This is a genomic window from Thalassoroseus sp., assembly GCF_984380535.1.
The window spans coordinates 177,053-200,404 of record NZ_CFHRBF010000018.1; the positions used below are offsets into that span (position 1 = coordinate 177,053).

A 23,352-nucleotide genomic window follows, 5' to 3' on the forward strand; every position below is an offset into this window, starting at 1 on the left:
ACCACTCACTCAATCGTCAATGCTCAGTTTAGTGGCGTCGGTGGGCTTTGCAATTCCGACCGGCCTGCGCAGAATGAAGACGCGCTAATTCCTGGGACACAAACTGATTCTCAATAGTTCGGAAGACGATCGATGAACACTGATCAAGCAGCAAATTCGCTGAACCGTCGCCATTTTCTCTCCACCGTCGCCGGCGCTGGTGCGGTAGCCGCATTGGCTCCAAGTGGTGTTACCGCCGCGGAGTCCAAGCCGAAGGCCCATTCGTCGATGAAGCTGTCGTTGGCGGCCTATTCGTTCAATCGGCAACTCCGACCGGGCGGAAGCGACCCGCAGATGACGCTCAGCGATTTCATCGATTTCTGCGCGGGGCTAGGACTCGCAGGCACGGAACTCACGAGTTATTACTTTCCCAAGGAGGTGACGAATGAGTACCTGATGATGCTCAAGAATCGCACGTTCCGGCAAGGCTTGGACATCTCTGGCACGGCCATTGGTAACGACTTCGCCCTGCCCGAGGGGGAATCACGGGAGCTGGAACTTGCGAAAACTCGGCAATGGATTGACTATGCCGCCGCGATGGGAGCCCCCGTCATCCGCATTTTCGCGGGCAAGACTCCCAAGGGGGATAGCGAAGAAGCCGCCATCAAACGTTGTGCGGCGGGGATCAATGAATCTTTGGAATACGCGGCCGAAAAGGGCGTGTTGCTTGCGTTGGAAAACCACGGAGGAATTACCGCCACGCCCGAGCAAATGCTAAGCATCATCGAACAGGTCAACGATTCGCCGTGGTTCGGTGTCAATTTCGACAGCGGCAACTTCCGCACCGACGACCCGTATCGCGACCTTGCCAAAATCGCTCCGCTGGCGGTCAACGCGCAAATCAAGGTGATGGTGTCACCGAACGGCGGTCGCAAGCAGCCGGCCGACTTGCCCCGGATCATCGGCATTTTAAAGGATGCCGGTTACAAGGGTTACGTCGTGCTCGAATTTGAAGAAGCCAATCCTCACGAGGAAATCCCGAAGTACATCGATCAGTTGGCGGAACTCATTCATGCCACGTAGATGATAAAACCCAGCCGACGCCATTTGCTATGGTGTCGGCTGGGGGCCATTTATTCAGACTCGGTATCTTCCGACTTCGCTTCTTCGGAGGAATCAGGCGTGATCCCCATGCTCGGGGCCAATTTGGTTAGCAGTTCTTTGGCAATCTCTTTTCGCTTCGCCGGTGGAGCGGCTTGGAGATCTGCGATGCCTTTTTCCAGAATATCGGCACGTTCGGGATCGGTTTCGCGAACCTGATTGACATGGTACGGGAAGCTAGCAATTTCGCTGCCGAGCGGTTGCCCTTCGGCATAGCGAGTCAGAATTGCCCGCGGTTCGTAGAGGGGATCATTCGAAGCTTTGACCTCGATCTCTTTCTCTTCCACGCCGCCGCCTCCACAACCGAGGAGGAACACCAGCATCAACGCAGAAAACGTAAAAGACAGTAAACGCATTTTAACCTCTTGAGCTGACAACACTATGATTCGAGAATGGTGTGGGTCTTGAAAGAACACAGAGGATGGAAAGGAAAGAGCCGCCAGTCGGAACTAGCGGCCTATTCTCATCCCCATGGGGGATAGAGTCGTTGCGATTCGCTCAATGCTTAGTAATCGCCGACGACTTGCCCATCTTTTCGGTTGCCGAGTCGTTGCCAAGTTAGCAAGTCAACGTTATCGGTGATAAAGCGGACCGAGCCGTCTGCCAAGCAAGCGTTGACACCACCAGGGTGTTGACTTCGTGGTGGAACGATTCCGACGCCCCAGTCGTGAGCCCCACCCGGGCAGCAATCGCCACCCGTGGTTGGATACTTCCAGTTCGGCGGTGCGGCGGCATTGAAAGTTGACTGACCCGCTGCGTACCAAGCCCACATGGTTCCATTGTTGGATTTGAATCCAATCGGGCTACTTAAGGCAGCGCTGCCGATGCTGTCGAGTTCCGCTTGCGTTGGGAATTCTTTATCGGCGACGGCATTGATAGTTCCGTTACCGACATAGAAAAAGTCATAAGGATACTTGCCCGTCGAACCGGTATTTCCGGAGCCGGAAAGAATCTCGGCGGCCATCACGGTGTTGGAGGTTCCGTCCGTGATATCAGCGAGTCTGCGGTCGGTTTGATATGCGATCGCTCCATTGAAGCGATTTCCCGCCCATACCGTGTCAGTGCTACTTCCGGTGCACCATGCATAGTTGGTGCTCGGTCCGTCCCAGCCTTGCGGGTGACTTCCACGTTCCGGGCCGGGAACTGCCGACGGGCAGTGGAAGGCGGCCAAGTCGATGTTCATCGTATTGCCATAAATCCAGCCCCAGTTGGTGATGTTCGCTTCCGCTTGCTCGTACGCGTTGTTCTGTTCCAAGAACGGCAGCAAGTAGTAGTTCGCACTCAGGGCTTCCCAGGCATTGCCACCCACTTGCAGATAGTTGCGAGGAAACTTGCGGTACACGTCGTGATGATTGTGCATCGCAATGCCGAGTTGCTTCAGCTTGTTCTTACACTCGGTCCGGCGGGCGGCTTCTCGCGCCTGTTGAACCGCAGGCAACAGCAAGGCGATGAGAATCGCGATGATCGCGATGACAACGAGCAACTCGATCAACGTGAAACCACGAGATCGTTGCCGGGGGCCTTTCGAAAAATTCATGGTGCTCTCCTCGAGACAAAATGAAACGGTAGAAAGAAAAGGAAATTCCGCAGGCGGTTACGTGGATACTGTTGCCAAAAAGTGGGGGGCAACTTAACGGAAACGCTGCAAATACCGAAGGTTGTCGGCTTTTTTCGGGCTGGAATCGATCTAGCGCTGCTGGTTCGATCGAATATTATCTTATATCATAGGATATTGATCTCTTAAAAAACAATATCGTATTCTTTGAACAGTACCCGCGGAATGGACGGTTGGATTGATTGATTTCGCTCAGATTGTCGAAGCTCAAAAGCGTATTGGACACTTGATCCGTAAGACACCTGTGTTGACGTGCGCCCACATCAATCGGCGTCTCGATGCAGAGTTCGTGTTCAAATGCGAAAACTTTCAGAAGACCGGCGCATTCAAAGCACGCGGTGCCACCAATGCTGTGCAATCCCTTAGTGGCTCTGAAGCTGAGCGTGGCGTTGTGACGCATTCCTCCGGTAACCATGCAGCGGCATTGGCATGGGCAGCAGGTTTGCGAGGGGTATCGGCGTACATCGTAATGCCTTCGAACGCTCCGAAAGTCAAAGTCGCCGCTGTCGAGCACTATGGCGGGAAAATTACATTCTGCGAACCGAACCAGTCGGCTCGGGAAGCAACTTGCCAGCGGATCCAACAAGAAACCGGGGCGATGCTCGTCCATCCCTACGACGATTTACGAATCATCGCGGGCCAAGGAACGGCGGCGTTCGAGTTCCTTGAGGAGTGCCCGGATCTAGACATCGTGATGACCCCGGTCGGAGGCGGTGGCTTGCTTGCGGGGACGTCGATCGTGGCAAAATCGCAACAGCGGCCGATCCAAGTGTGGGCCGGTGAACCACGGAACGTGAATGATGCTGCGGAAAGTCTAAGAACCGGAATTCGACAACCTAGCATCGGTGAACGAAGTATTGCAGATGGTCTCTTGACCGGGTTGGGAGAATTGACATTTCCCGTGATCCGTGAACACGTGGACGAAATTCGCTTGGCCGAGGAAGCCATGATTCGTGACGCACAGCGGCTCATCATGGAACGGATGAAGATTGTCATTGAACCCTCGGCGGCGGTACCGTTGGCCAGTCTCCTGGAGAACTCCGTAGGTATTGCCGGTCGAAAAATTGGCATCATTCTCTCTGGCGGGAACGTCGATCTCTCCGCACTTTGGCAGCCGACACCATGAATGTTTCCCAGACGATTGCCGAAATCGAAAGGATCATACGCAGCGACCCTGCTCGCCGGGGATTGATCGCTTCGGAAGACCGGTTTCCTCCGCTGTGCCCAGGACACTTAGAATTTGCAGCTACAGAATTGGCCAAGAATGGGAAAGCAATCGGAATTGTCACGGGCTATTACGTTCCGCGTGCCAACCCACCTGCCGCTGAAACCGACGGGCCGCTGGGGGCGGCCATGTTGGCCCGGTTTCTATACGACATCGATCGAAAAGTCGATTTAATCACCGACCGATTCTGTGCTCATACGGTTCGTGTCGCGGCGAATGCTTATGGACTACCGGCAGGCGTGGTTCGCATTCTCGAACTGAACTCCGATGGCAAATTGAAATTCGACGGCAACGGTAGGAAACCCGAGTGGTCCCATCTCATCTCCATCGAACGCAGCGGTCCTGCACATACGCCTGAATCGTTCGGCTCCAATGAACGCGGTCGTCAGCGGTTTGCCGAACTTGTGCCTCAAACCTCGTGGGATCGCTGTCACAATATGTTGGGAGGCGTGATCGACGAGTGGACACCGCCACTTTACCGACTATTTGAGGTTGATTCGTCCGACGATCCACGACCCCGCACGATCGGTGTGGGTGATGGCGGCAACGAAATCGGCTTCGGGTCGATAGCCTGGGAAGATCTCGCGAGACGACTACCGCCAACGTCACCTGCGTGCATCCCTTGTCGAGTTTCCACCGATTGGACTATCGTAACTGGAGTCAGCAATTGGGGCGGCTACGGCCTTGCGGCAGCGATGGCCGTGACCCTAGGCGTAGTGGATCGATTACTGCCATTCGATCGCACTCATGAACGACTGGCGTTGGAAACGCTCGTTCGAGAGGGAGCCGCCGTGGATGGGGTCACTGCTCGACCCGAACCAACAGTCGATGGGCTACCGTTCCTGACGTATTTACAACCATGGGAAAGTATTCGAAAGCGACTCGGACTCACAACGGCGTAGCAAAATGACCGGGTCAAATTTGGAGGGAAATTTATGACGGGCTATACAGTACACACAGGATCATCCGAGGACTTCGCGGACGGCTGGGACCGGATCTTCAAGAACAAGAAATCAGACCCCAAAGCCGAAAAACAAAAACCGTCCAAGGCGAAAAAGAAAACGGTGAAAAAGAAGAAGAAAACCAAATGAAAAAGCCGCCCTTAACATCAGGGCGGCAATTGAGTTAGTCGTACAATTCAAGGCTTTGATCAGACAGTTTGGTTGAGTTTGTCAATTTGCTCGTTGATGGTCCACAGGTCGTACAACCAACCAACGAAGAACAAGCCACCGGTGCAAAGGTAGATCAAACCACTGATCCACTTGCCCATGTAGAACCGGTGGGCACCAAGCGTCCCCACGACCGGAACCGATAGCAAAATCCATGCGACGTTGTAGTCGACTGGACCTTCGACGTACCGGTCGTCGGCTTGAGCGTCCATTGACGGAATCAAGAACAAGTCGATCAGCCAACCGATCCCTGCCAGCCCTGCTGTCAGGAACCAGATCGTACCGGTGATTTTCTTACCGTAGTAAAACCGGTGCATCCCCAGGAAGCCAAAGATCCACATAATGTATCCCAGGCTCAGGGAGTGCGTATCTTGGGCCAGCGTCGAACTGCCATAGTTCGTGCCGTTTGTGTGCCGATGATGTGTGGTTAATGAGGACATGGTGTTCCCTCCTGCGAAATTCTCGTAGTTCATCGATCGGATGACAGTTCCGATGTTTGCTTCGACAACTCCAAACGTCGCAGAAACCGTGCCGATCTGAGAATTCAACGAATTTCACTTCCAGGGAACTTAAGCTAAGTTGTTTGTGGTGAATTGTTTGCGCTGAATGGCGTTGCGATTCATGAGGCTATAGCGATCTCGTCCGGTGACAGCTGAGTGAATGAACCTCCCTCAAACTGGTGATTTCTTGACCGGAGTAGTGGTTGTTTGACGTTCGAGGGGGACATGCGGCGAGGAATTTTGGAGTTTTCAGGCTCGAAACACTTTCATTTCACTGGCTTGCGACTACAATCAGCGGCTTGTCTTGGTTCGCCGGATACCTTCAGGGGAAGGTAACCATATTCACAGGCGTGAATTCCAGCGAACTGGTGCGTTGTCGCGGTTCGTCCGTTGGACAACCCAATTGTGGAGTATTACGGAATGAGTCGGATGGATATCCGTCGTCGACGGAAGAAACGAGCACGTCTCAAAAAGAAGCTGAAGTGCCGGTTCATGCCGGATGGCAAGCCAGTACGTCCAGTTTATGTGGACTACAAAGACGTCAAGTTGCTGCGGACTCTGATTGACCGTGAAGGCCGGATTCTGCCGCGTCGTCGAACGGGAACTTCCGCATTGTATCAGCGTGCCGTGCGGACCGCCGTCTTGCGTGCTCGCTTCATCGGTTTGTTGCCTTACGTGCCAGACGAATAAGCCGAAGAATACCGATCGAACTCAAAACACGCGGACGTTTTTTCTACCGGAAACGTCCGCGTTATTGTTTGCGCGAGGGACGATTGAACAGCCCTCGACTCGCTTATTCTGCGGCGTTTTGCTTGTCGTCGGCGTTCTCGAAGGGTTCACCCGGGGTGATCTCGATCGTGGCATTATGAAATTGAAGGTCAACTCGCCCGGATGGGTCCGGTCCGTTCAATGCCAACGGCGATTGCAGCATTGTCGTCGTGTCTTTGAAGATTCGCTCGGTGGTTCTGGTGTCGAACACACGGACCTCGTGTTTGGCGGTGTTGAGGCTTGATGCGAACTGGTGGAACACCGGTCGTTGAAGAACCCAAAACGGTAACAGCTTGGGCTGCGTCAGCGAACTGAGACAATCGGTCTCGATTTCCGTATGGCGAACAACATGCGATTTGCGATCGATCGTTGCCAAGTAGCCGTTTACATAAACCATGCGTTCGCCTTGCACGATCGGACGTGTGATTAGGCTGGCATTTTCGTCCGGGCGGTATTGGTTCGTAAGCAACAAATAACGTTCCGAATTGCGGACGACGGCTACCATCAAAAGTTTGGGCTGTTCGGGAAGAGATTTCTGGATCCATGTTTCTCCGGTAGCCAATCCTAGAATAAAAAACTCTCCGGACCGGTTCAGGACCGCAACTTCATCTGGACTAAACGCCGACACAGCCGCTCCGGGATCGAAGTTTTTACTCCAGCGTGTTTCACCGGTTTCCAAATCGACACAAACCAGTTCCGAGGTCTCCCGGGACTGATTCCACGCCAAACCAAGCTCCCCGAAAACTGCGAACAGGGAATCGGTCGTTACCGAGCGGTCGCTATGAAGTCTTGCTCCGTCCGTTGCACGGAGTGTCCAGATTTCGCCATCGGGCTGGATGAGAAAAATCTTGTCCTCAGTCGATTCAATTTCACAGCCCCGAGGCATATTGCGGTATTGCCATAGAATCTTGCCGGTGTAGCAGTCGGCAGCGCGCACGAACGTGCCTGCCTGATACACAATGACCGAATCGTTTGGCGGTGCGATTCCTCCGAGTGGTCGCCCTTCGTCGTCGGTGTGGTCATGCATTAACCGATGTGGACCCGCATACCGTGCCATACTAAACCGCTGAAGATTGCCGCCTTTGACCTGACCTTTCGGGTCTTCAGCGAAGTCTTCCATCTGGTTTCGTCGCCACAGGATTTGCGGTGTTTCGCGGTCCGCGAGCGTATCGAGAACCATGAATTCCGACCCGAACGACACTAACAGCAAATTCCCGTTGGCAGACACATAGCTCACGTCGTAAATCGGAACTTGCAGGCCGTCCTCATGGACGCGTATTTTCCAACGTGGGCGACCAAATTCGTCACGTGCGATGAGTTCGGACCGTGTCGATGACAATGCGAACGACCAGTCGGCAAAAATTGAACTGGTCGGTCCACGCCATAGGAGCGGAAACTCGGGTTGTGACGCACCATTTGGAGAGAGCTTCGTGGAGAGCTTTCGCCCATGCCACGGGTTTCGGGTAGCCGTCCAAAGTTCCGAGGCGGAATGTTTTTCACGCCACTCTTTCGCGAATTCGGCTCCTGTTGCGTCGGTGGCGAGTCGGATGTCTGCGAACCGGGCGGCAAGTTCGTCGATGAGTTTGCTAGCGGCTTCGGTGTAGCCCGATTCCGTTTGCATCTCGACTAGTTCCAGAGTGGCGGCGGCCACAATTTTGCCATCAGCCGATTGTCGCAGTCGATTCAAAATAGCCGCGTATTCGCTTCGGCAACTTAGTGTACCAGGCTGCTGGAAAACCTGTTGAGTGAAATGATCAGTGAGAGCATCGTGGGGAAGCAATGCAAGCCAGAGTTTCACTTGATTCGCCGACTCAAGCCCTGCTCCAACATCCGCAATCGTTCGGCGAAGGCTGTCACGTTCAGCTTCCGAAAGAACGCTCCAAGCGGAACGAATGCGGGCGGCCAACTGTTGGCGGTCACTAGCCGACCAGGTTCCGCTGACGGAGTCTAACTCCAACGTGAACGTACCGTTTTTGCCGCATTCGATGGCTTTGCGAATGGCTTCGGCGTGCCGACCGAGATTGCTTAGACCATCAATATACGCCAGGATGAATCTTTGCGATTGCTCCGAAGACATTGCCAATTGGGCAAGCAAATTGGCATCGTCTTCATGATTGGCAAAATCAGTTTGCACTCGGCGGATGAAGACGTCTGCCAGTTGTTCGACAGTCGCACCAGAAGGGTTGTTTCTCAGCACATAGCGGAAGTCTTCGACGGCTCCGACGTCGTCACCGAGATGAAGTCGCATGCGTCCTCGACGAAGCCGCGATTCGAGATCATTTGGGTTCTCACGCAGTGCTTGGTTGATTTGTTCTTGTGCTCGCGTTTGGTCCTGGAATCCCAGTGTTCGATCGACGGATTGACAGAACACGCGATTCCCCGTCGCGACAAGATTGCCTGCGAATTCCGGGTCGATGGACGAAATGGCTTGCAGACGTCCTTGAGAGAGCTGGATCGTTGCCAACTGCCCTTTGACGAGCGGAAGATGATAAAAGTCGCCGCTGCGATAGCCGCGTCCGGCGGGTTCGTCGATCGGGATGGGTTCCGACCAAGCGGGCTCCCCTGTCTGAAGTTCATAAGCCATGACAGTGGACTGTCCGACGACAACGACTTCACGCTCGGTCGTGGTTGCGATGAAGAGATCATTCGTACGCGGCAGTTTCCATCGGACCTGGCCATCCCACAGATCGAGACAGTGCAATTCGTTGGAATCACGCGGCGTGAGCAGTACGTGTCCGCCTGCGATAGTGGGCGTGGAATCGATCCAGCGATCGCCGGCGTCGCCCAAACCATCGGTGTTGTCCTCGATCATGATGGCTGGTTGGGCACCGGGAACTCCAAAATTGGTGACGTTCCGTTCGAAGGCGAACTCCGAGCGTTTCTGCGGATACTGATAGCCCCAAAGCAACATGCGACGTGACAAGTCCAACGCGACAACCGCGCCACTCGCGGTCGGGCAAACGAGCACACCTTCAGCACGAGCCGGGCTGATTCCCGCAAACCGCCGAACTCCCGAAGCCAGGATACTCCGACTCGGCTGCACCAAGGTTTGTCGCCATTGCAGACTGCCATCCTCCGCGCTTAAAACGACCAAGGAGATTTCGCCACCGGATTCAGTGAGACAATGAAGTTCGGGTCCCAGCGGCAATGGCGGACCGAGGAAGAAGTGTCCTGCCAACGGATCGCCTTCCCCGATCGGTCCACCGACTTTCCAAGCAATTTGGCCGTCAGCGGAGATGTCGTACGCGACCAGTCGATTCGTGTCGGTCGGTGCTGAGGGGTGAGGTTCGCCACGCAGAGTCAGATGTCGACGCCCGCGAAACCCTTGTTCCTCCGTCGCGTACACACGGGAACCGTCGCTGCTGATTTGTCCGGCGGTGGAATCAAGCCATAACCGTTGCGTCAGATAGTTTTCCAAATCGGAACGGGCATCGCCGTTAATCCGCTTGCGACTTGTGGGGTCGTTGACCAGTTCCAAAAGGGAACGGTCCAACCGTGTCGTTTCCCAGGCGAGTTCTCCCGTGTCGATGTCGAAGGCTTGAAGGTTCGAGAGTGTGGGAACGATGATCAAGTCGTCCACGACGAGCGGGTGCATCGTGGGAATGCCGGACAGTTGGCCGGTTTGACGGTAATAGCGTTTCAAGTAGTCGACATACTGTCGAAGTTCATTGCGATAACGCGGAATCGGTCCGAACAGAGAGTGCGTGAGAAGTGTCGGGCGATTCCAGGCGATATCTGTCGTTGGCAAAACGGAAGGACTACCCGCGGTACGGGATGCATTCCCTCGAAAAAGAAGCCAATTCGAGTTAGCCGACCGGTTGGCTCGCGGTTTCTGGGTGGAACCCGGTGAAACGATTTCGCGATACACATTGGGCAGGTCGGCTGTCGAATACTCACGACCGCCCAGGCGAATTTTCCCTTGCCGAGCAAATTTGACAGCTCGTCGCCACGCCGTTTGACTCTCTTCGGAGTGCCCCGCTTGTGCCCAAGCCGCTGCCAACATGATCGACAACATCGGTTCGAGTCGTTCGGCCCGATCGGGGTGTCGGAGCAAGCACTGCAACTGAATCGCGGCGGCGGCAGGTTCGCCTTGATCAAGAAGCGTCTGACCGAGACGGTAACCGGCTTCGAATCCCGCTTCGGTCGAATCGTATTTCCGGGCCGCATCTTCGAGGGCAGCCCGGTTGCCGGACTTTAGACCACGTTCCAACAACGCTGCCGCGACTTGGCCGTATTGAAGTTCGTAAAGTCTTCGACCTTCTTCCGAAAGTTCAGCGATCATTGCCAACGTGGCGGCTTTCACACTGATGTAATGGTCGGCATCGGCCTCTGCGTCGGGTTGGTAGAATGTGTCGCTGTCTTGGTCGAGTAACGCTTGCAGTCGGGGCAACGCTAAATCGTACTGGGACTTTTCGAGATATTCTCGTGCCCGTCCGAGTAGTTGAGCCGAGTCTCGATCGGTCGTGAATGTGGGGCGATCATTCATTCCCACGCGGTTCGAGGGTTGAAGCGGCTGGGCCCGAAAATTCGGTGGAACGAAGATCGGTTGGTTCGGCGGCTGAACTTGGGCTCGGGCAACGATCGCAGACCAGGCGGCACCCGTCGCAAGCAACGCGATGAAGCATCGCAGCAAGGCTCGGCTACACGAAGTGGTGGCCATCAAACGACTCCGTCGGGTTGGCAATCCGTTGTGGTGGTGATCCATCACAGGCAGGCGAACGCGTCGAGGATAGATCAAAATGGGAGGGCGAACTTTGTCGCAGTCGAACCTCGATCCGCTCCGACTGGTTCATTGTGTCCTACGCTCAATCTTAACGGAGTGAACCGGCCGACTTCAACAGCGACTCTGTCGATTGCCAAATCCGTGAACGACTTTTCGGTTTCGACGAGACCGAATTCGCCATGTACGAAAGGCAACCGCTTGAAGATGCATGACGACCGCTTGCGAGAAGCCAACCGGGGTGGTTCCGGCATCACGTTTCTCTACGGTCGGGAGCATTATCGGTGGTGAATTGTGCCCTACTCTTCGGCATCGAGATCGGGAGAGTAAATCAACTCCTCATGGGCACGCAGAGCAAGAAGTTGTTTCTTCATGCGATTGCGGAGCGTCGTAAATTCCGTAAGGACAGTTCGATAGTCTTCATGGGCAACCTGCAGTTCCCGAGTCGACTGCCCAACGGCGGCGGTTCCTCGTACAAGGCCATTGAGACTCGGAGTGAGTTGCTCCCGAAGGAATCCCAGCAAATCCTGGGATTTTTCTTCGATGCTATGACAAAGTTCGTACAACTTTTTCCGGTCTTCCAGACGTTGAAGCTCGGTCATTTCCTGCAAGCCGAACGATTCGACAACGCCGCTATGAGCACTGTCGCTGACCAATCGCCCGAACGGATCAATCTCCTCGCGGGAGACTTCTTGGTTAGCTTTGGCTTTAGCGAGCCCCTGTTTCGCGGCTTCGAAGTTGGGGCGAAGTTCCAACGCTTTCTGGTAACTTTCGATTGCTTTCCGGAGGTTCTTCATCTCAATGAGGCAGTTAGCCAAGTTGAGATAGGCATCGGCGTTTAAAGGATCGATCCGGACAGCTTGTTGATACGCGGACACCGCCATCGCGATCTGACCGATGTTCTTTTGGGCGATCCCGAGGTTATAGAAGCCGACGCTGGTCTTCTCGCGTTGCACCCCTTTACGCAGGGCGCTAACCGCGAGTTCGTACTCACCCAAACGGTTGTAGACCGCCCCCAAATTGGTAAACGCCTTCCCGTTCTGAGGATCCAATTCGGTGATACGTTGAAACGCTTCAACCGCCTTGGGGTAGTTTTTCAACATGTATTGAGCGGTACCCAGACCATCCAGTAGCTTGATCTGATCAGGCTCGAGTCCCAAACCCGCCTCGAAGAAGCGAACGGCTTCGTCGAGCTTTCTGGCTTTGAGCCTTGCCCGGCCTTCACGGAGACAGCTTTCAGCAGTCGGTGCGTTACTCATGGCCGATTAAAACTCCCAACGCGGTTGGTTTTCAGTCGAAAACGACGATGTGACTACAGCTCTTTCAGCGCGACCAGCTTGGAATGCTCGCCGGGTTGGAAGGCAATTTTTCGCTCGCAGGCCAACCAGCCCAGTCCCTGCATCACTAGGTCTCGCGGGGCATCGATGTCGCGAGCCAACTTGCTGAGCGTAACCGGTTGATGTTGGTGAAGATACTCCCAAACCAACCCCGCAACAACTCCGACGCTCTCTACCTGTTGGCCAACGATTGTGGACATGATTCCCTCACTCCTACCGAAAAACGTTTCTTAGATTGTATCGGTGGTGTTACATGTGATGCAAAGGCATTCTACAGCATCCTTGGACCAATGTTGAGCGCGACGACCCTCTGGGGTGATTTTGCTACTGAATTTCAACCGGGCGAAACGATGTTTGCCCGTCTACTGCAACTCCGCAACGGCACAGCCGTGAACTCTCGGCCAAGTTTCAATGAGCCCAAAATGGTTGCGGAGAATCTTCGATGAACAGACTCGCTGTGATGGCATCAAGTACAGGCCGGGAGGCTTCGAAATCTGAGTCGGCTGCTTGAAACCAGACCAAGGCCGTCCGATTCCCGACCGAGAACACGCGTAAGCCGACTCTGGTGACGAACTCGTACTGAACGAAGTACAACTCGCGGGCCAGATGATCGACCTCCAAAACAGAATCGGTCACCGTTTCTACTTCGAGATCGGGGTATTCCTCCTCGTAAGCTGCAATCGCGGTCTTGAGGACCCGGTCCGGGGCGGGGCGTTTCGCCAATAGGGTAATCGCCCACAAACTTGTGTTGTCGCTCTGGATCGTAATGGTCAGGTCATCACCGGCGGCCTGTTCATCGAGTTGCCAATCAGCGGGATATTCGAGACGAATATCATGATCTTGATATGTGTTCATGAGTCGGTACAGATGTTCGAAGTTGCAGGGAGGCGGACTCTTTCCGAATTGTCGATACGTTATCGCTTCCGTGCAACCCCTGCGATTTGCGGCTTGAGAGTGACGATCAGGGTTGAGTCCAACTGCCTTTCGGAGTAGTCTGGATTCTAGGTCTGGAGAGTTTGGAAACCACTCTCACAGACCACCGAGATTAATTTGGTCGCTGTCATAAGTGCTGTGAGAGAGTTAAGTCTTTCCGTGGTATTTACTTATGATCGGATTGTGCCCGTTCTTGCGGATTCAGCCAGTCCCGACCCCCCTTCGGCTTCGAAGTGTTTCCATTCCGCGGTAGAGGTAATGTTCATGGCTTCCACACGAGCGCAAGATGTTGCAGAGGTTCTTTTTGAACTCAAGCGAGCAGACAAATTCGCCACTTACAGTGCAATCGCTTCGCGAGCAGGATTTAGCGCCGGTGCAAATGGTCGAACGGTGGTCACGACGCTGAAGACCGTCCGTCGGGACTGGTCCCACTTACAGTGGTGGCGAGCAATCCACGACAATGGCCTGATCGAAAAAGGGTCCGAGCACGAAGACAAACTGCGGGAATGCGGCTTGGAATTGGAAGACGCAAGCGACAAGGAAGATGCGTTGACGATCGCGTCTCTTGAAGACCACCTGATGCGGTGGGAAGACGAAGAGACAGCCGCCGAGACCGCATAGTTTTGCGGGCGCTTGGAAACGTTCATTTCTGCTGAAGTGCCAACGCGGTCGGTGTGTCGAATTCGGTGTGGAATTGGGAAGGTGTGCCTTCCGCAATGAGTTCTCCGCCTGCATCGCCACCGACCGGACCAAGTTCCACTAGCCAATCCGCTTGGCGAACAACATGGAGGTGATGCTCGCATACGAGCACCGTATGCCCGGCTTGAACGAGACGTTCGAACACGGACAACAATCGTTCTACATCTGCAGGGTGCAAACCGGCAGATGGTTCATCCAAGACGAACAGTGTCGGTTCGTGGTTTTCACGGGCGAGTTCGGTGGCCAATCGGATACGTTGACATTCGCCGCCGGAGAGCGTGTTCGTCGATTGCCCCAATGTGAGATACCCGAGTCCCACTTCCTGAAACACCGTCAGAATTCGTACGATTCGCGGAAAATTCTGGAAGATGTCGATCGCGTCGTCGACGGTCAATTCCAGAATGTCGCTGGCATTTCGCCCGCCATAATGGACAGCAAGGGTCTGAGGATTGAAACGTTGACCATCGCAAACCGCACAAGGTAGTTCGAGATCCGGGAGGACATGGCGATCGACCTTCTCGATGCCTAACCCCTTACACGCCGGACATTGCCCTGCCTTGTCGGTGAAGCTGAACCGCTTGGCCAGAAATCCCCGAACACGCGCCTCCCGTGTTTTCGCCAGCACACGGCGAATCTCATCCCAGACACCGCTGAACGTCGCCGGGTTCGAGCGTGCGGATTGCCCGAGAGACGATTGGTCGATTTTCAACACGCGTTGCAGCGGTTCGACTCCCGAGAGTTTACGAAATTGTAGGGATGTCTTGGTTGCGGAATCGTGGTTGAGTTGAGCCGAGACGGCAGGCACGAGTGTGTCTAGCACAAGCGAACTTTTCCCCGATCCGCTAACACCAACAATCGCCGTCAGGCATCCCTGCGGAAAGCGGAGTGTGACGTTCTTCAAATTGTTTCGTGTTACGCCAGACAGTTCTATCCAACAGGATTTCTCGAGATCACGTTGCGGGAGCGGCAACTCGCGTGCAGATACTTTGAGGAAACGGGCGGATGGTGCATTTTCGTTTTTGGCGATGTCCTCGGGCGTTCCTGAAGCGACCAATTGCCCGCCTTCGTTGCCCGCACCGGGGCCAATTTCGATCAAATGGTCGGCGGCACGCATCACCCGCGCATCATGTTCGACAACAACCACCGTGTTTCCACGATCTCGCAATTCCTTGAGTGTCGCGATCAACCGATTGGTGTCACTCGCATGCAGACCCGCGGTTGGTTCGTCGAGGATGTGGCACACACCGACCAACCCGGCACCCAAACCGCCCGCCAATCGGGCCCGTTGCAGTTCACCGCCGGAGAGTGTCGGAGCAGCTCGATCAAGTGAAAGATAACCGGCTCCCAACCGCTCAAGAAACGATAACCGCGTGAGCAACTCGGGACGTGTGCGGCGAATCACCGCGGCGACATCGGTGCGAAACTCATCCGGCTTCCACGAGTTCACCAGTTCAATCGCCTCGGCAATCGATCGGGATTGAAACGCAGCAATCGAAACATCGGCGAGAGTCACGGCTCGCGAGAACGCATTTAGGCGTGTGCCGGCACAATCGGTGCATGGAAGTTCGTCGCCGTTTTGCTCGAAAAACCCCAGTCCCTCGCACTCAGGACATGCACCGCGATGACTGTTGAAATTGAACGATTGCGGCGTCAGTTCGGGAAAGTCCCGATTGCAATTTGGGCAGCGAAATTGCGTCGTCATCGGGTAGTCGGTCCAAGTTCGATCGTCGTTCTGCCGACTGACAAGACACCGCCCTTCTCCATGACGAAGTGCCAGATCCACCGACTCCCGCAATCGCGATTCGAAACCCTCTTTGACGATCAATCGATCCACGACCGCATCGACCTGCGAAACTTCGGTGGTCTGACAGTCAGCGACATCGACAACGTCGTTCCCAATTCGGACCCGTACGAAACCGGCTTTGTTGATTTGCTCGATGACACTCGGATCATCCTCGGACTTCGGAATCGGCCACGGAGCTAGCACCATGAGTTTCGTGCGGGGCTCCCATGCGGAAATCTCGTCCACGATTTGCCGGGAAGTTTGTCGAGAGACCACCACGCCACAGTCTGGACAATGCGCAGTCCCGGCATACGCATAGAGAAGTCGTAAAAAATCCGCGACTTCTGTCAGTGTCGCCAGCGTGCTGCGTCGATTCGGTGATGGCCCCCCTTGCCGGACGCAAAGTGTGGGTGGCAGTCCTGTGATGTGCTCGACCGGCGGTCGGGGCAATTGTGGGAGTGGTTGCCGACGCCCAACCATCAAACTTTCCAGGTAACGGCGTTGACCTTCCGCGAACAGCGTATCGAACGCCAACGAACTCTTTCCGCTGCCACTGACGCCCGAAATCACAACGAATCGATCACGCGGAATCTTCACCGTCAAGTTTTTCAGGTTGTGGGTCTCCGCGTTCTGAATATCGATATTTTCGGTCGCCGATTCGGTTCTTGGGGGTTCCTTCGTGGTCATGGAGTTCATCTTGAAAAAGTCCGTTTGATACGCGATTCACCGCTTGCGGTTGATCCGTCAAACCAGCAGGCGTGTTGAGATTTCTCACATTACAACAAGCTTCGAATAGATGAAACCGCGTGCCAAGTTCGAATCGGCCCAACATGATTGCTACAGAAAACTTGCGACAAGCGATCGGGACCGATAATATGTGAATGTTTTGAGTGCTTAGTTTTTATCACCCCATACGAGGCCGCACTGAATCGACCATGGACAAGTCGACCGATATTCGAATCGTTGAAGCCGTCTTGGAGTTTAAACCGGTTCCGTTTCGAACGCCGCTGAAATTCGGTGGGCGAATCATCGATCGCACGGAAACGATCGAGGTGCAGGTCACCGTGGAAACCCGCGACGGTCAGATGGCCAACGGTTTTGGCAGCATGCCGTTGGGCAACGTCTGGGCGTGGCCATCTAAGGAACTGACCGACGAACAAACGGCGAAAGTCGTACGGCAGTTCGCCGAGGAAGTGATCGAACTCGGCAACAGCTACCCGGAGTATGGTCACCCGATCGACCTTACGTTCCACTTGTCCGCGGAGTATCACCACCTCGGAAAGACACTGCCAGGACGACTCGGTTTACCCGAACCGATGCCCGAATTGGCCCAGTTGGTGGCGGCGAGTCCGTTTGATGCGGCGTTGCACGATGCGTTTGGTCGCGTGCACGACATGAACTGTTTCCGCATGCTGTCCGACGAGTTCATGACGTTCGACTTGTCGGAATATCTCGACGAGCAATTCGCCGGGGAGTTCCTCGACAAATACACGCTCGAGCAACCCAAAGATCGGCTGCCAATTTATCACCTTGTCGGAGCGGCGGACCCGTTAACCGAGGGCGATATCGAAAGCCGCCTCAACGATGGACTGCCCGAAACGCTCAGCGAGTGGATTCAAGCCGACGGCCTGACGCATCTCAAAATTAAACTCGCAGGGGATAATCTCGACTGGGACCTGGATCGCGTGCTCACCGTCGATCGCATTGCGAGTGAAACCCAGGCGGCCCGTGGTGTGAGCGATTGGCATTACTCACTCGATTTCAACGAGAAGTGCGAGAACGTCGAGTATGTGCTCGAATTCCTGAATCGATTGAAGGAACAAACCTCCGACGGTTTCGATCGGATTCAGTACATCGAACAGCCCACGAATCGCGATCTGAAAGCGAACCCGCAGAACACAATGCACGAGGCGGCGAAGATCAAGCCGGTCGTGATTGACGAATCGCTCGTCGATTACGATTCGCTCTTGCTCGCTCGCGAACTGGGTTACTCCGGTGTGGCGTTGAAGGCGTGCAAGGGACAAACCGATTCCCTGTTGCTGGCAGCGGCCGCTCAGAAATTTGACATGTTCTTGTGCGTGCAGGATTTGACCTGCCCTGGCTTTTCGTTCCTACAGTCTGCATCACTCGCCGCTCACATTCCGGCGGTGGCAGCGATCGAAGGTAATGGTCGACAGTACTGCCCGGCAGCGAACAAGAGTTGGACCAAGCGGTTCCCGGGAATGTTCAAAATCACCGACGGCACCGTTCACACAGGCAGTCTCGACGGCATCGGTTTGGGATTCTAATTCCCGTCTCCAAACCGTGTGCGGTCTTGAACAGTGTGCCACGGCTCTGTGAGCCGTTTTTTTCTGCATTGTTATCTAGCACGGCTCACAGAGCCGTGGCACCCGAGCACCGGTTGTGTGGCATGTCCACGGCTTCGCGTGGACATGATTCGTTATTCGAACATCCCTAGCCCATGCCCACACCGGGCTGTGGGCATGCCACCCAATTTCTCTCAACCTCGACTGTTCCATGGAGTAACTTTCGCGTGAGAAGTTTCGCACGCAACTGACCCGTCTACGACTGTTTGACTCTCCTGGTCTAAAAATACCCGCGTCGGTGCATTTCCAGGTTCTGGTAATTCATGAATGCCAGATAGCCAAATAGAAACGCGGGATAGCGGCGTTCTTGGCTGATGAAGAACACGGCGGCGATAATGCCGGTGGCGATTCCGAGTTTGAACGTCAATTCGCGTCCATCTCGGTAACGGTATTTCTCCAGCAGCGTTCCCGCAATCTGACCGCCGTCCAGCGGAAATACCGGCAGCAAATTGATCAGGCCCCAATACAAATTAATGTACTTGAGCTGGAAAATCGCATCGTACCACCACATCGTATAAGCGCTGCGGTATCCGTTGGTGATGGTTTCCTGAGCCAACGCTGCGTTGATCTGGTCTTGAAAGAGATGTTCGCCTAGCACCACGAGTCCGTACAGCAGAAATCCGGCCCAAGGTCCGGCGAACAAAACGACAATGTTTTTGCCTGGGGTCCAATTCGGTTGCTCGGGGAAGGCGGCATAGCCTCCGAAGTGGTACAGCCACACCTGCGGACGCCAACCAAACGCCAACCCCGCGATTGCGTGTCCTAATTCATGAACGAGAATCGAAATAAAGACACAGCCCATCCACGTGAGCAGCAAGTCAGGTCGATTCGGCATCGTGCCACGATAACCCATCAGCACTGTGACGAGCCAAAACCAAGGCACGACACGAACCGGAATTGGTCCAAGTCGAAAGTACAAATCGAATGCCGTCGGACGGGCTTGCCCGAACATAGTTTTCTCCAGCTGACTGCAAATAAGGCCCAAGCCGGGCTGTGTCGATGAACTTTACTCAGCAGGCGAGAAAGTGGCAAACCGGATCTTCCTGCGACTGGTTGGACATTTACCAACCACGCGGCAAAAATGGAGGTGCTTTGCCAGTCCCTGATTCAAATACGAGGCCAATCGTGCTGCGTTCGCTTGCCAGTTTGCTCCTAATCGGTTTGTTGACCTTGGCACCGCAAAATGCCCAGGCCAACACGGAAGTGATTGAAATTCAATCCGGCGACCGAGTTGTTTTCCTCGGTGGAACGTTGATCGAACGCGAACAACGCTACTCGGAATGGGAAGCCGATTTGACGACGATGCATGCGAACAAAGACGTCACTTTTCGCAATCTCGGTTGGAGTGGCGACACCGTTTGGGCGGAATCGCGTGGCATTTTCGATCCGCCGGGTGTTGGCTATCGTCGAATGATCGAACAAATCCACGAACTTCAGCCGACAATCGTCATCATCTGTTACGGAAACACCGAAGCATTAGCCGGAGAAGACAAACTTCCTGCATTCCTTAAGCAGTACGCGAAACTTCTAGACGACATCCAGGCGGTTACGCAAACGAAGACGAGTTTTGTGTTGCTTTCGCCGATTCTGCAGTGTCCCGTTATTGCTCCGCAAACCGTTGTCGACTTCAACAACCGCCTGATCGCATACTATGCGAAAGGCATCCAAAAAATGGCTGATGAACGGCAGATTCCCTTTATCTCCCAGTTGGACTTGTTGGCCAAGTACCAAGACGTGGACGGAACCAACCGGGCAACGGATGATGGGATTATTCCAAACCAAGAAGGCTACCGACTCAGTGCTCAAACCGTTTGGGGGGCCAGCGACGATGCGGTGCAGAACGAAAAACTCCGCGAAGCAATCGTGCGAAAGAATCAATACTACTTCCAGCAATGGCGACCGCAAAACATCACCTACCTGACCGGGTTCCGCAAGCACGAGCAAGGGCAAAACGCGGCGGAGTTAGCTGAGTTCAATGCGTTGATTGCAACTCAAGAGAAGCGAATCAACGAGCTCAAGTCGCAGGACTGACGGGTTGCATCTTCACCTCGTGAATATCAGGGGACTACCTCGATGGCTCAGCCTTGGGTCGCCATCCAGCGCAATCCGCGTTCCGGCTCGGGGCCGCGTCGGCAAGTGTTGTTGGAACTTATCAACCGTTTGAAGTTTCACGGTATTCGGCCGCGGCTGTATTCCCAGCGGGAGAAGCTGACCGAACGGTTGGAAATCGAGCGTCACCGCGATGATTTGGTCTGTCTCGTCGGAGCCGGAGGCGACGGCACCGCGGATGATTTGATCAACCGTTTTCCTGGTTTGCCCTTAGCCGTCTTGCCACTCGGCACGGAGAATCTGCTCGCCAAGTATCTCAAAGTCCCGCGTTCCGGCAAGTTCGTTGCAGATATGATCGCTGCGGGTCACACCCGGCATTTCGACCTCGCGACGATCGGCGAGCGACGTTTCGCACTGATGGCTGGTTTCGGGTTTGATGCCGACATCGTTCATCGTTTGCACGAGCAACGGGGCGGGCACATTACGCATCTCAGTTATATCGGTCCCATCTTCCAGGTGTTCCGTCGCTATCGGTTTCCTGAGATGCGATTCTTCGTCGATGATGCGACGACCCCGCTGAAAGCGTCACTGGCGATGATTGTGAATCTTCCCTCTTACGCAATGGGATTGCCCTTGGCGGCGAATGCCGATGGCCATGACGGACTGCTGGATATCCGTTTGTTTCGTCCACGATCACGTCGGCAACTAGTGAGTATGCTGCTGAGTGTGGTCCGGCGGTGTCACGAGAATCGACCCGACGTGGAATGTATTCGGGCAACCAGTGTTCGCATCGAATGTGACGAACCGGTCCCGGTCCAGGTCGATGGCGATCCCGCTGGGACCGCACCGACCGAAGTCCGAGTTCTGCCCTCGGCACTCAAAGCATTTGTGCCGGCATCCTGAAAAAGGAACTCGATTAGAGCGAACCTTTGGACGAGGGCACACCGGGTTGACGTGGGTCAATTGTCACGGCTTGTCGCATCGCTCGGGCGGTCGCTTTAAACAAGGCCTCGGCAATGTGATGACTATTTGCCCCGTGGTGCAATACAAGATGCAAATTCATCAACGCATTCGATGAAACGGCTTGCCAAAATTCACGGACAAGTTCGGTGTCGAACTCCCCGACCTTTTCCGTGGGGAACTCCGTCTTCCACACGAATAGCATTCGCCCGCTGAAATCGAGAGCCGACGTGACGAGCGTTTCCTCCATGGGCAACGTCATGCTGCCATACCGTGTGACACCGCGTTTGTCGCCAAGTGCCTCCCGCAATGCCTGCCCGAGACAAATTCCGACATCTTCCACTGTGTGATGCGCATCGATGTGCAAATCACCTTGGGCATGCACCGTCAGATCGAACAGACCATGCTTGGAAAACAGCGTCAGCATGTGATCGAAAAACCCGACCCCCGTACGGATATCGGATTTCCCGGTGCCGTCGAGATCGAGTTCTAGGGTGATCTGAGTTTCAGCGGTTTCGCGATGAATGCGAGCGGATCGAGTCATAATGAAAATGGTCTTACGGTAACGTCTTAGAGTTTTTGCAAAGCCGCCAACACATCCGTCGTGCGAGACCGTCCCGCATGAGTCTTACTGACTTTTGCGAAGCGGACTTTTCCATCGCTGTCGATAACAAAGGTCGACGGATATGCGGTTTCCCTCGGGGCATCCCAGCGGAGATTGTATTGGTTGGTCATGACGTAATCGGGATCGATCACCAAATGAAAATTCTTGGGTAGCGTTTTCCCGGAAATGAACTCATCCGCCCGACCGGCAAGTTTGTCCGCCGGTCCGGGGTAGACCAGCACCACGGTTGCATCGTGTTCGGCGAATTCGTCGGCTTTGTTCAGGAACTGCGTGACTTGGCGACTACAAATCGGACATTGATAACCGGGCCAACCTCGAAGCATGAGGACCACAACCGGCCCGTCTTTTCGCAGCTTGGCCAGTTGAACCGATTCACTCTGCAAGTTCTTCAGCGAAAAATCTTTGGCGGTCTCACCGACTTGCGGAGGTTGTGCAGTGTCTTTATCGGCGGCCAACGGCATACCGATGCAACTGAAAAGCACAGCAATACAAGCCAGCAATCGAATAGGTTTTGCACGCATCATGACTGCTCCGTGTTTGGGGGCGATTCCGCTTACGCTTTCATTATGGCGATCGACGTTGCATCATGCCATATACACAGAGTCTGGAATTCAGGTCGTCTTTTCATTCAGCAAGGTCGACGTGACGGCGACGACGGATCAACGCACCTTCCCCAAAGTCGAGCCAGAGCCAACCGGCGATCGCGAAGAAACGCCGCGTTTGCCGATCGCACCACCACAGCCCAGCGAATCACCGGAGACGGAACACTCTTGGTGGGGACTTCGTCGCGGCGATATCGTCGTCGGTTTGGTCTTGGTTGTTGTGTGTCTGACATTGACCGCTTGGCACTGGGCGCGGCTGAGCGGTTGGGGGCTGCGGGAGATCGAGATTGATCGACCGGTGGAATTGGTCTTTGAATATCGTTTGGACATCAATTCCGCCACCTGGGTTGAGTGGATGCAACTCCCCGGCATCGGCGAAACATTGGCTCGGCGAATCGTTGAAGATCGCGAAGAACACGGGCCTTTCGAGTCGGTTGAGGATGTTCAACGTGTCAAAGGCGTGGGTGTGAAGACACTGGCGAAGTTGCAACCGTGGCTGACGGTGAACTCACACTCGGTTGAATCGTCGGCCTTTGAGTTCGAACCGCGGGAGTGACCCGACCGGCACGGTCGAGACTTCGGGTTGAAAATTGAGCCGGTCTTTGATGGTTCGGGAAACACGCCCGACGAGTGTATCCACGTTAGCCTCGGGAGTGGGTTCAATTTCCAATTTGAGTTGATGCATCGAACGGACTTCGCGGACTTCGATGCGGTACTCCGCGATGGTGTCGAACTCTCGCAGGATGGCTTCCAAACTCGATGGGAAGACATTGTTCCCGCGGATTGTGACCATGTCGTCTGCCCGTCCGAGGATGCCGCCTTCCAAATGAATACAGTTGCACCCACTTTCGGAGGGGCCTT

At 54.7% G+C, this 23,352-nt stretch carries 20 protein-coding genes and 1 pseudogene; 9 read left to right on the forward strand and 12 right to left on the reverse strand.

What is annotated here, in order from left to right; translation table 11 throughout:
* Positions 1-132: 132 nt before the first annotated feature.
* Entirely contained in the window at positions 133-1,062 is a 930-nt protein-coding gene (locus AC5DDB_RS23405) for a sugar phosphate isomerase/epimerase family protein (RefSeq protein WP_491742182.1), read from the forward strand.
* Positions 1,063-1,112: 50 nt separating this feature from the next.
* Here AC5DDB_RS23405 and AC5DDB_RS23410 read toward each other — a convergent pair whose 3' ends face one another.
* Together AC5DDB_RS23410 and AC5DDB_RS23415 are read right to left on the reverse strand one after the other, a co-directional pair.
* On the reverse strand, positions 1,113-1,496 hold the full coding sequence (locus AC5DDB_RS23410; protein WP_491742183.1) for a hypothetical protein: 384 nt from the start codon (positions 1,494-1,496) through the stop codon (positions 1,113-1,115).
* Positions 1,497-1,645: 149 nt separating this feature from the next.
* Positions 1,646-2,677, reverse strand: a complete 1,032-nt coding sequence (locus AC5DDB_RS23415) for a DUF1559 domain-containing protein (protein ID WP_491742184.1) — start codon at positions 2,675-2,677, stop codon at positions 1,646-1,648.
* 256 nt (positions 2,678-2,933) lie between these two features.
* Here AC5DDB_RS23415 and AC5DDB_RS23420 point away from each other — a divergent pair, with 256 nt between their 5' ends.
* Together AC5DDB_RS23420 and AC5DDB_RS23425 are read left to right on the forward strand one after the other, a co-directional pair.
* Positions 2,934-3,881 carry a pyridoxal-phosphate dependent enzyme gene (locus AC5DDB_RS23420; RefSeq protein WP_491742185.1) on the forward strand — a complete coding sequence of 316 codons (948 nt, stop codon included), beginning with the start codon at positions 2,934-2,936 and terminating at the stop codon, positions 3,879-3,881.
* Positions 3,878-4,882 (forward strand): glutamate cyclase domain-containing protein, encoded by a 1,005-nt coding sequence (locus AC5DDB_RS23425; protein WP_491742186.1) that lies wholly within the window; start codon positions 3,878-3,880, stop codon positions 4,880-4,882. Before AC5DDB_RS23420 ends, AC5DDB_RS23425 begins: the two co-directional genes overlap by 4 nt.
* Before the next feature lie 248 nt (positions 4,883-5,130).
* On the opposite strand, the gene AC5DDB_RS23430 is transcribed toward AC5DDB_RS23425, so the two are convergent.
* The gene (locus tag AC5DDB_RS23430; RefSeq protein WP_491742187.1) at positions 5,131-5,589 is read right to left on the reverse strand and encodes an NINE protein; all 459 of its coding nucleotides are present in this window, start codon (positions 5,587-5,589) and stop codon (positions 5,131-5,133) included.
* Between the two features lie 480 nt (positions 5,590-6,069).
* On the opposite strand from AC5DDB_RS23430, the gene rpsR reads away from it, so the two are divergent.
* Positions 6,070-6,339 carry a 30S ribosomal protein S18 gene (gene rpsR, locus AC5DDB_RS23435; protein ID WP_206028592.1) on the forward strand — a complete coding sequence of 90 codons (270 nt, stop codon included), beginning with the start codon at positions 6,070-6,072 and terminating at the stop codon, positions 6,337-6,339.
* A 103-nt stretch (positions 6,340-6,442) separates the two neighbouring features.
* On the opposite strand, the gene AC5DDB_RS23440 is transcribed toward rpsR, so the two are convergent.
* From AC5DDB_RS23440 to AC5DDB_RS23455, 4 genes are all read right to left on the reverse strand, one after another.
* Positions 6,443-11,077, reverse strand: coding sequence for an outer membrane protein assembly factor BamB family protein (locus AC5DDB_RS23440; RefSeq protein WP_491742188.1), 4,635 nt, complete (start codon positions 11,075-11,077; stop codon positions 6,443-6,445).
* A 359-nt stretch (positions 11,078-11,436) separates the two neighbouring features.
* Positions 11,437-12,396, reverse strand: coding sequence for a tetratricopeptide repeat protein (locus AC5DDB_RS23445; RefSeq protein WP_491742189.1), 960 nt, complete (start codon positions 12,394-12,396; stop codon positions 11,437-11,439).
* Between the two features lie 53 nt (positions 12,397-12,449).
* Positions 12,450-12,674 (reverse strand): winged helix-turn-helix domain-containing protein, encoded by a 225-nt coding sequence (locus AC5DDB_RS23450; protein ID WP_491742190.1) that lies wholly within the window; start codon positions 12,672-12,674, stop codon positions 12,450-12,452.
* Positions 12,675-12,882: 208 nt separating this feature from the next.
* Positions 12,883-13,329: a hypothetical protein gene (locus AC5DDB_RS23455; protein WP_491742191.1), complete on the reverse strand. Its 447-nt coding sequence runs from the start codon at positions 13,327-13,329 to the stop codon at positions 12,883-12,885.
* A gap of 342 nt (positions 13,330-13,671) precedes the next feature.
* Between AC5DDB_RS23455 and AC5DDB_RS23460 the strand changes: the two genes are divergently transcribed.
* Positions 13,672-14,028 (forward strand): hypothetical protein, encoded by a 357-nt coding sequence (locus tag AC5DDB_RS23460; protein ID WP_491742192.1) that lies wholly within the window; start codon positions 13,672-13,674, stop codon positions 14,026-14,028.
* A gap of 22 nt (positions 14,029-14,050) precedes the next feature.
* Here the strand turns inward: AC5DDB_RS23460 and AC5DDB_RS23465 are convergent, their stop codons facing one another.
* Positions 14,051-16,585, reverse strand: a complete 2,535-nt coding sequence (locus AC5DDB_RS23465) for an excinuclease ABC subunit UvrA (protein ID WP_491742193.1) — start codon at positions 16,583-16,585, stop codon at positions 14,051-14,053.
* 239 nt (positions 16,586-16,824) lie between these two features.
* Between AC5DDB_RS23465 and AC5DDB_RS23470 the strand changes: the two genes are divergently transcribed.
* On the forward strand, positions 16,825-18,177 hold the full coding sequence (locus tag AC5DDB_RS23470) for an enolase C-terminal domain-like protein (RefSeq protein WP_491742194.1): 1,353 nt from the start codon (positions 16,825-16,827) through the stop codon (positions 18,175-18,177).
* A gap of 298 nt (positions 18,178-18,475) precedes the next feature.
* Here AC5DDB_RS23470 and AC5DDB_RS23475 read toward each other — a convergent pair whose 3' ends face one another.
* Positions 18,476-19,207 carry a site-2 protease family protein gene (locus AC5DDB_RS23475; RefSeq protein WP_491742195.1) on the reverse strand — a complete coding sequence of 244 codons (732 nt, stop codon included), beginning with the start codon at positions 19,205-19,207 and terminating at the stop codon, positions 18,476-18,478.
* A 173-nt stretch (positions 19,208-19,380) separates the two neighbouring features.
* On the opposite strand from AC5DDB_RS23475, the gene AC5DDB_RS23480 reads away from it, so the two are divergent.
* The gene (locus AC5DDB_RS23480) at positions 19,381-20,286 is read left to right on the forward strand and encodes a GDSL-type esterase/lipase family protein (protein WP_491742196.1); all 906 of its coding nucleotides are present in this window, start codon (positions 19,381-19,383) and stop codon (positions 20,284-20,286) included.
* 42 nt (positions 20,287-20,328) lie between these two features.
* Positions 20,329-21,207: a diacylglycerol/lipid kinase family protein gene (locus AC5DDB_RS23485; protein WP_491742197.1), complete on the forward strand. Its 879-nt coding sequence runs from the start codon at positions 20,329-20,331 to the stop codon at positions 21,205-21,207.
* Positions 21,208-21,220: 13 nt separating this feature from the next.
* Here AC5DDB_RS23485 and hisB read toward each other — a convergent pair whose 3' ends face one another.
* Entirely contained in the window at positions 21,221-21,808 is a 588-nt protein-coding gene (hisB, locus tag AC5DDB_RS23490) for an imidazoleglycerol-phosphate dehydratase HisB (protein ID WP_491742198.1), read from the reverse strand.
* A 26-nt stretch (positions 21,809-21,834) separates the two neighbouring features.
* Entirely contained in the window at positions 21,835-22,413 is a 579-nt protein-coding gene (locus tag AC5DDB_RS23495) for a peroxiredoxin family protein (protein WP_491742199.1), read from the reverse strand.
* On the opposite strand from AC5DDB_RS23495, the gene AC5DDB_RS23500 reads away from it, so the two are divergent.
* Positions 22,412-23,047, forward strand: coding sequence for a ComEA family DNA-binding protein (locus AC5DDB_RS23500; protein ID WP_491742200.1), 636 nt, complete (start codon positions 22,412-22,414; stop codon positions 23,045-23,047). The genes AC5DDB_RS23495 and AC5DDB_RS23500 overlap by 2 nt on opposite strands.
* On the opposite strand, the pseudogene AC5DDB_RS23505 reads toward AC5DDB_RS23500, so the two are convergent.
* Positions 23,000-23,352, reverse strand: a pseudogene (locus AC5DDB_RS23505) (phenylacetate--CoA ligase family protein); the annotation flags it as partial. The gene AC5DDB_RS23500 and the pseudogene AC5DDB_RS23505 sit on opposite strands and share 48 nt — an antisense overlap.

Bases quoted from the DNA above. Each gene is read 5' to 3' on its own strand.
- AC5DDB_RS23445 (WP_491742189.1), bottom strand. From the start codon at position 12,396: ATGAGTAACGCACCGACTGCTGAAAGCTGTCTCCGTGAAGGCCGGGCA.
- AC5DDB_RS23425 (WP_491742186.1), top strand. From the start codon at position 3,878: ATGAATGTTTCCCAGACGATTGCCGAAATCGAAAGGATCATACGCAGC.
- AC5DDB_RS23485 (WP_491742197.1), top strand. From the start codon at position 20,329: ATGGCTCAGCCTTGGGTCGCCATCCAGCGCAATCCGCGTTCCGGCTCG.
- AC5DDB_RS23405 (WP_491742182.1), top strand. From the start codon at position 133: ATGAACACTGATCAAGCAGCAAATTCGCTGAACCGTCGCCATTTTCTC.
- hisB (WP_491742198.1), bottom strand. From the start codon at position 21,808: ATGACTCGATCCGCTCGCATTCATCGCGAAACCGCTGAAACTCAGATC.
- rpsR (WP_206028592.1), top strand. From the start codon at position 6,070: ATGAGTCGGATGGATATCCGTCGTCGACGGAAGAAACGAGCACGTCTC.
- AC5DDB_RS23470 (WP_491742194.1), top strand. From the start codon at position 16,825: ATGGACAAGTCGACCGATATTCGAATCGTTGAAGCCGTCTTGGAGTTT.
- AC5DDB_RS23455 (WP_491742191.1), bottom strand. From the start codon at position 13,329: ATGAACACATATCAAGATCATGATATTCGTCTCGAATATCCCGCTGAT.
- AC5DDB_RS23450 (WP_491742190.1), bottom strand. From the start codon at position 12,674: ATGTCCACAATCGTTGGCCAACAGGTAGAGAGCGTCGGAGTTGTTGCG.
- AC5DDB_RS23415 (WP_491742184.1), bottom strand. From the start codon at position 2,677: ATGAATTTTTCGAAAGGCCCCCGGCAACGATCTCGTGGTTTCACGTTG.
- AC5DDB_RS23460 (WP_491742192.1), top strand. From the start codon at position 13,672: ATGGCTTCCACACGAGCGCAAGATGTTGCAGAGGTTCTTTTTGAACTC.
- AC5DDB_RS23500 (WP_491742200.1), top strand. From the start codon at position 22,412: ATGACTGCTCCGTGTTTGGGGGCGATTCCGCTTACGCTTTCATTATGG.
- AC5DDB_RS23495 (WP_491742199.1), bottom strand. From the start codon at position 22,413: ATGATGCGTGCAAAACCTATTCGATTGCTGGCTTGTATTGCTGTGCTT.
- AC5DDB_RS23440 (WP_491742188.1), bottom strand. From the start codon at position 11,077: ATGGCCACCACTTCGTGTAGCCGAGCCTTGCTGCGATGCTTCATCGCG.
- AC5DDB_RS23410 (WP_491742183.1), bottom strand. From the start codon at position 1,496: ATGCGTTTACTGTCTTTTACGTTTTCTGCGTTGATGCTGGTGTTCCTC.
- AC5DDB_RS23430 (WP_491742187.1), bottom strand. From the start codon at position 5,589: ATGTCCTCATTAACCACACATCATCGGCACACAAACGGCACGAACTAT.
- AC5DDB_RS23465 (WP_491742193.1), bottom strand. From the start codon at position 16,585: ATGAACTCCATGACCACGAAGGAACCCCCAAGAACCGAATCGGCGACC.
- AC5DDB_RS23475 (WP_491742195.1), bottom strand. From the start codon at position 19,207: ATGTTCGGGCAAGCCCGTCCGACGGCATTCGATTTGTACTTTCGACTT.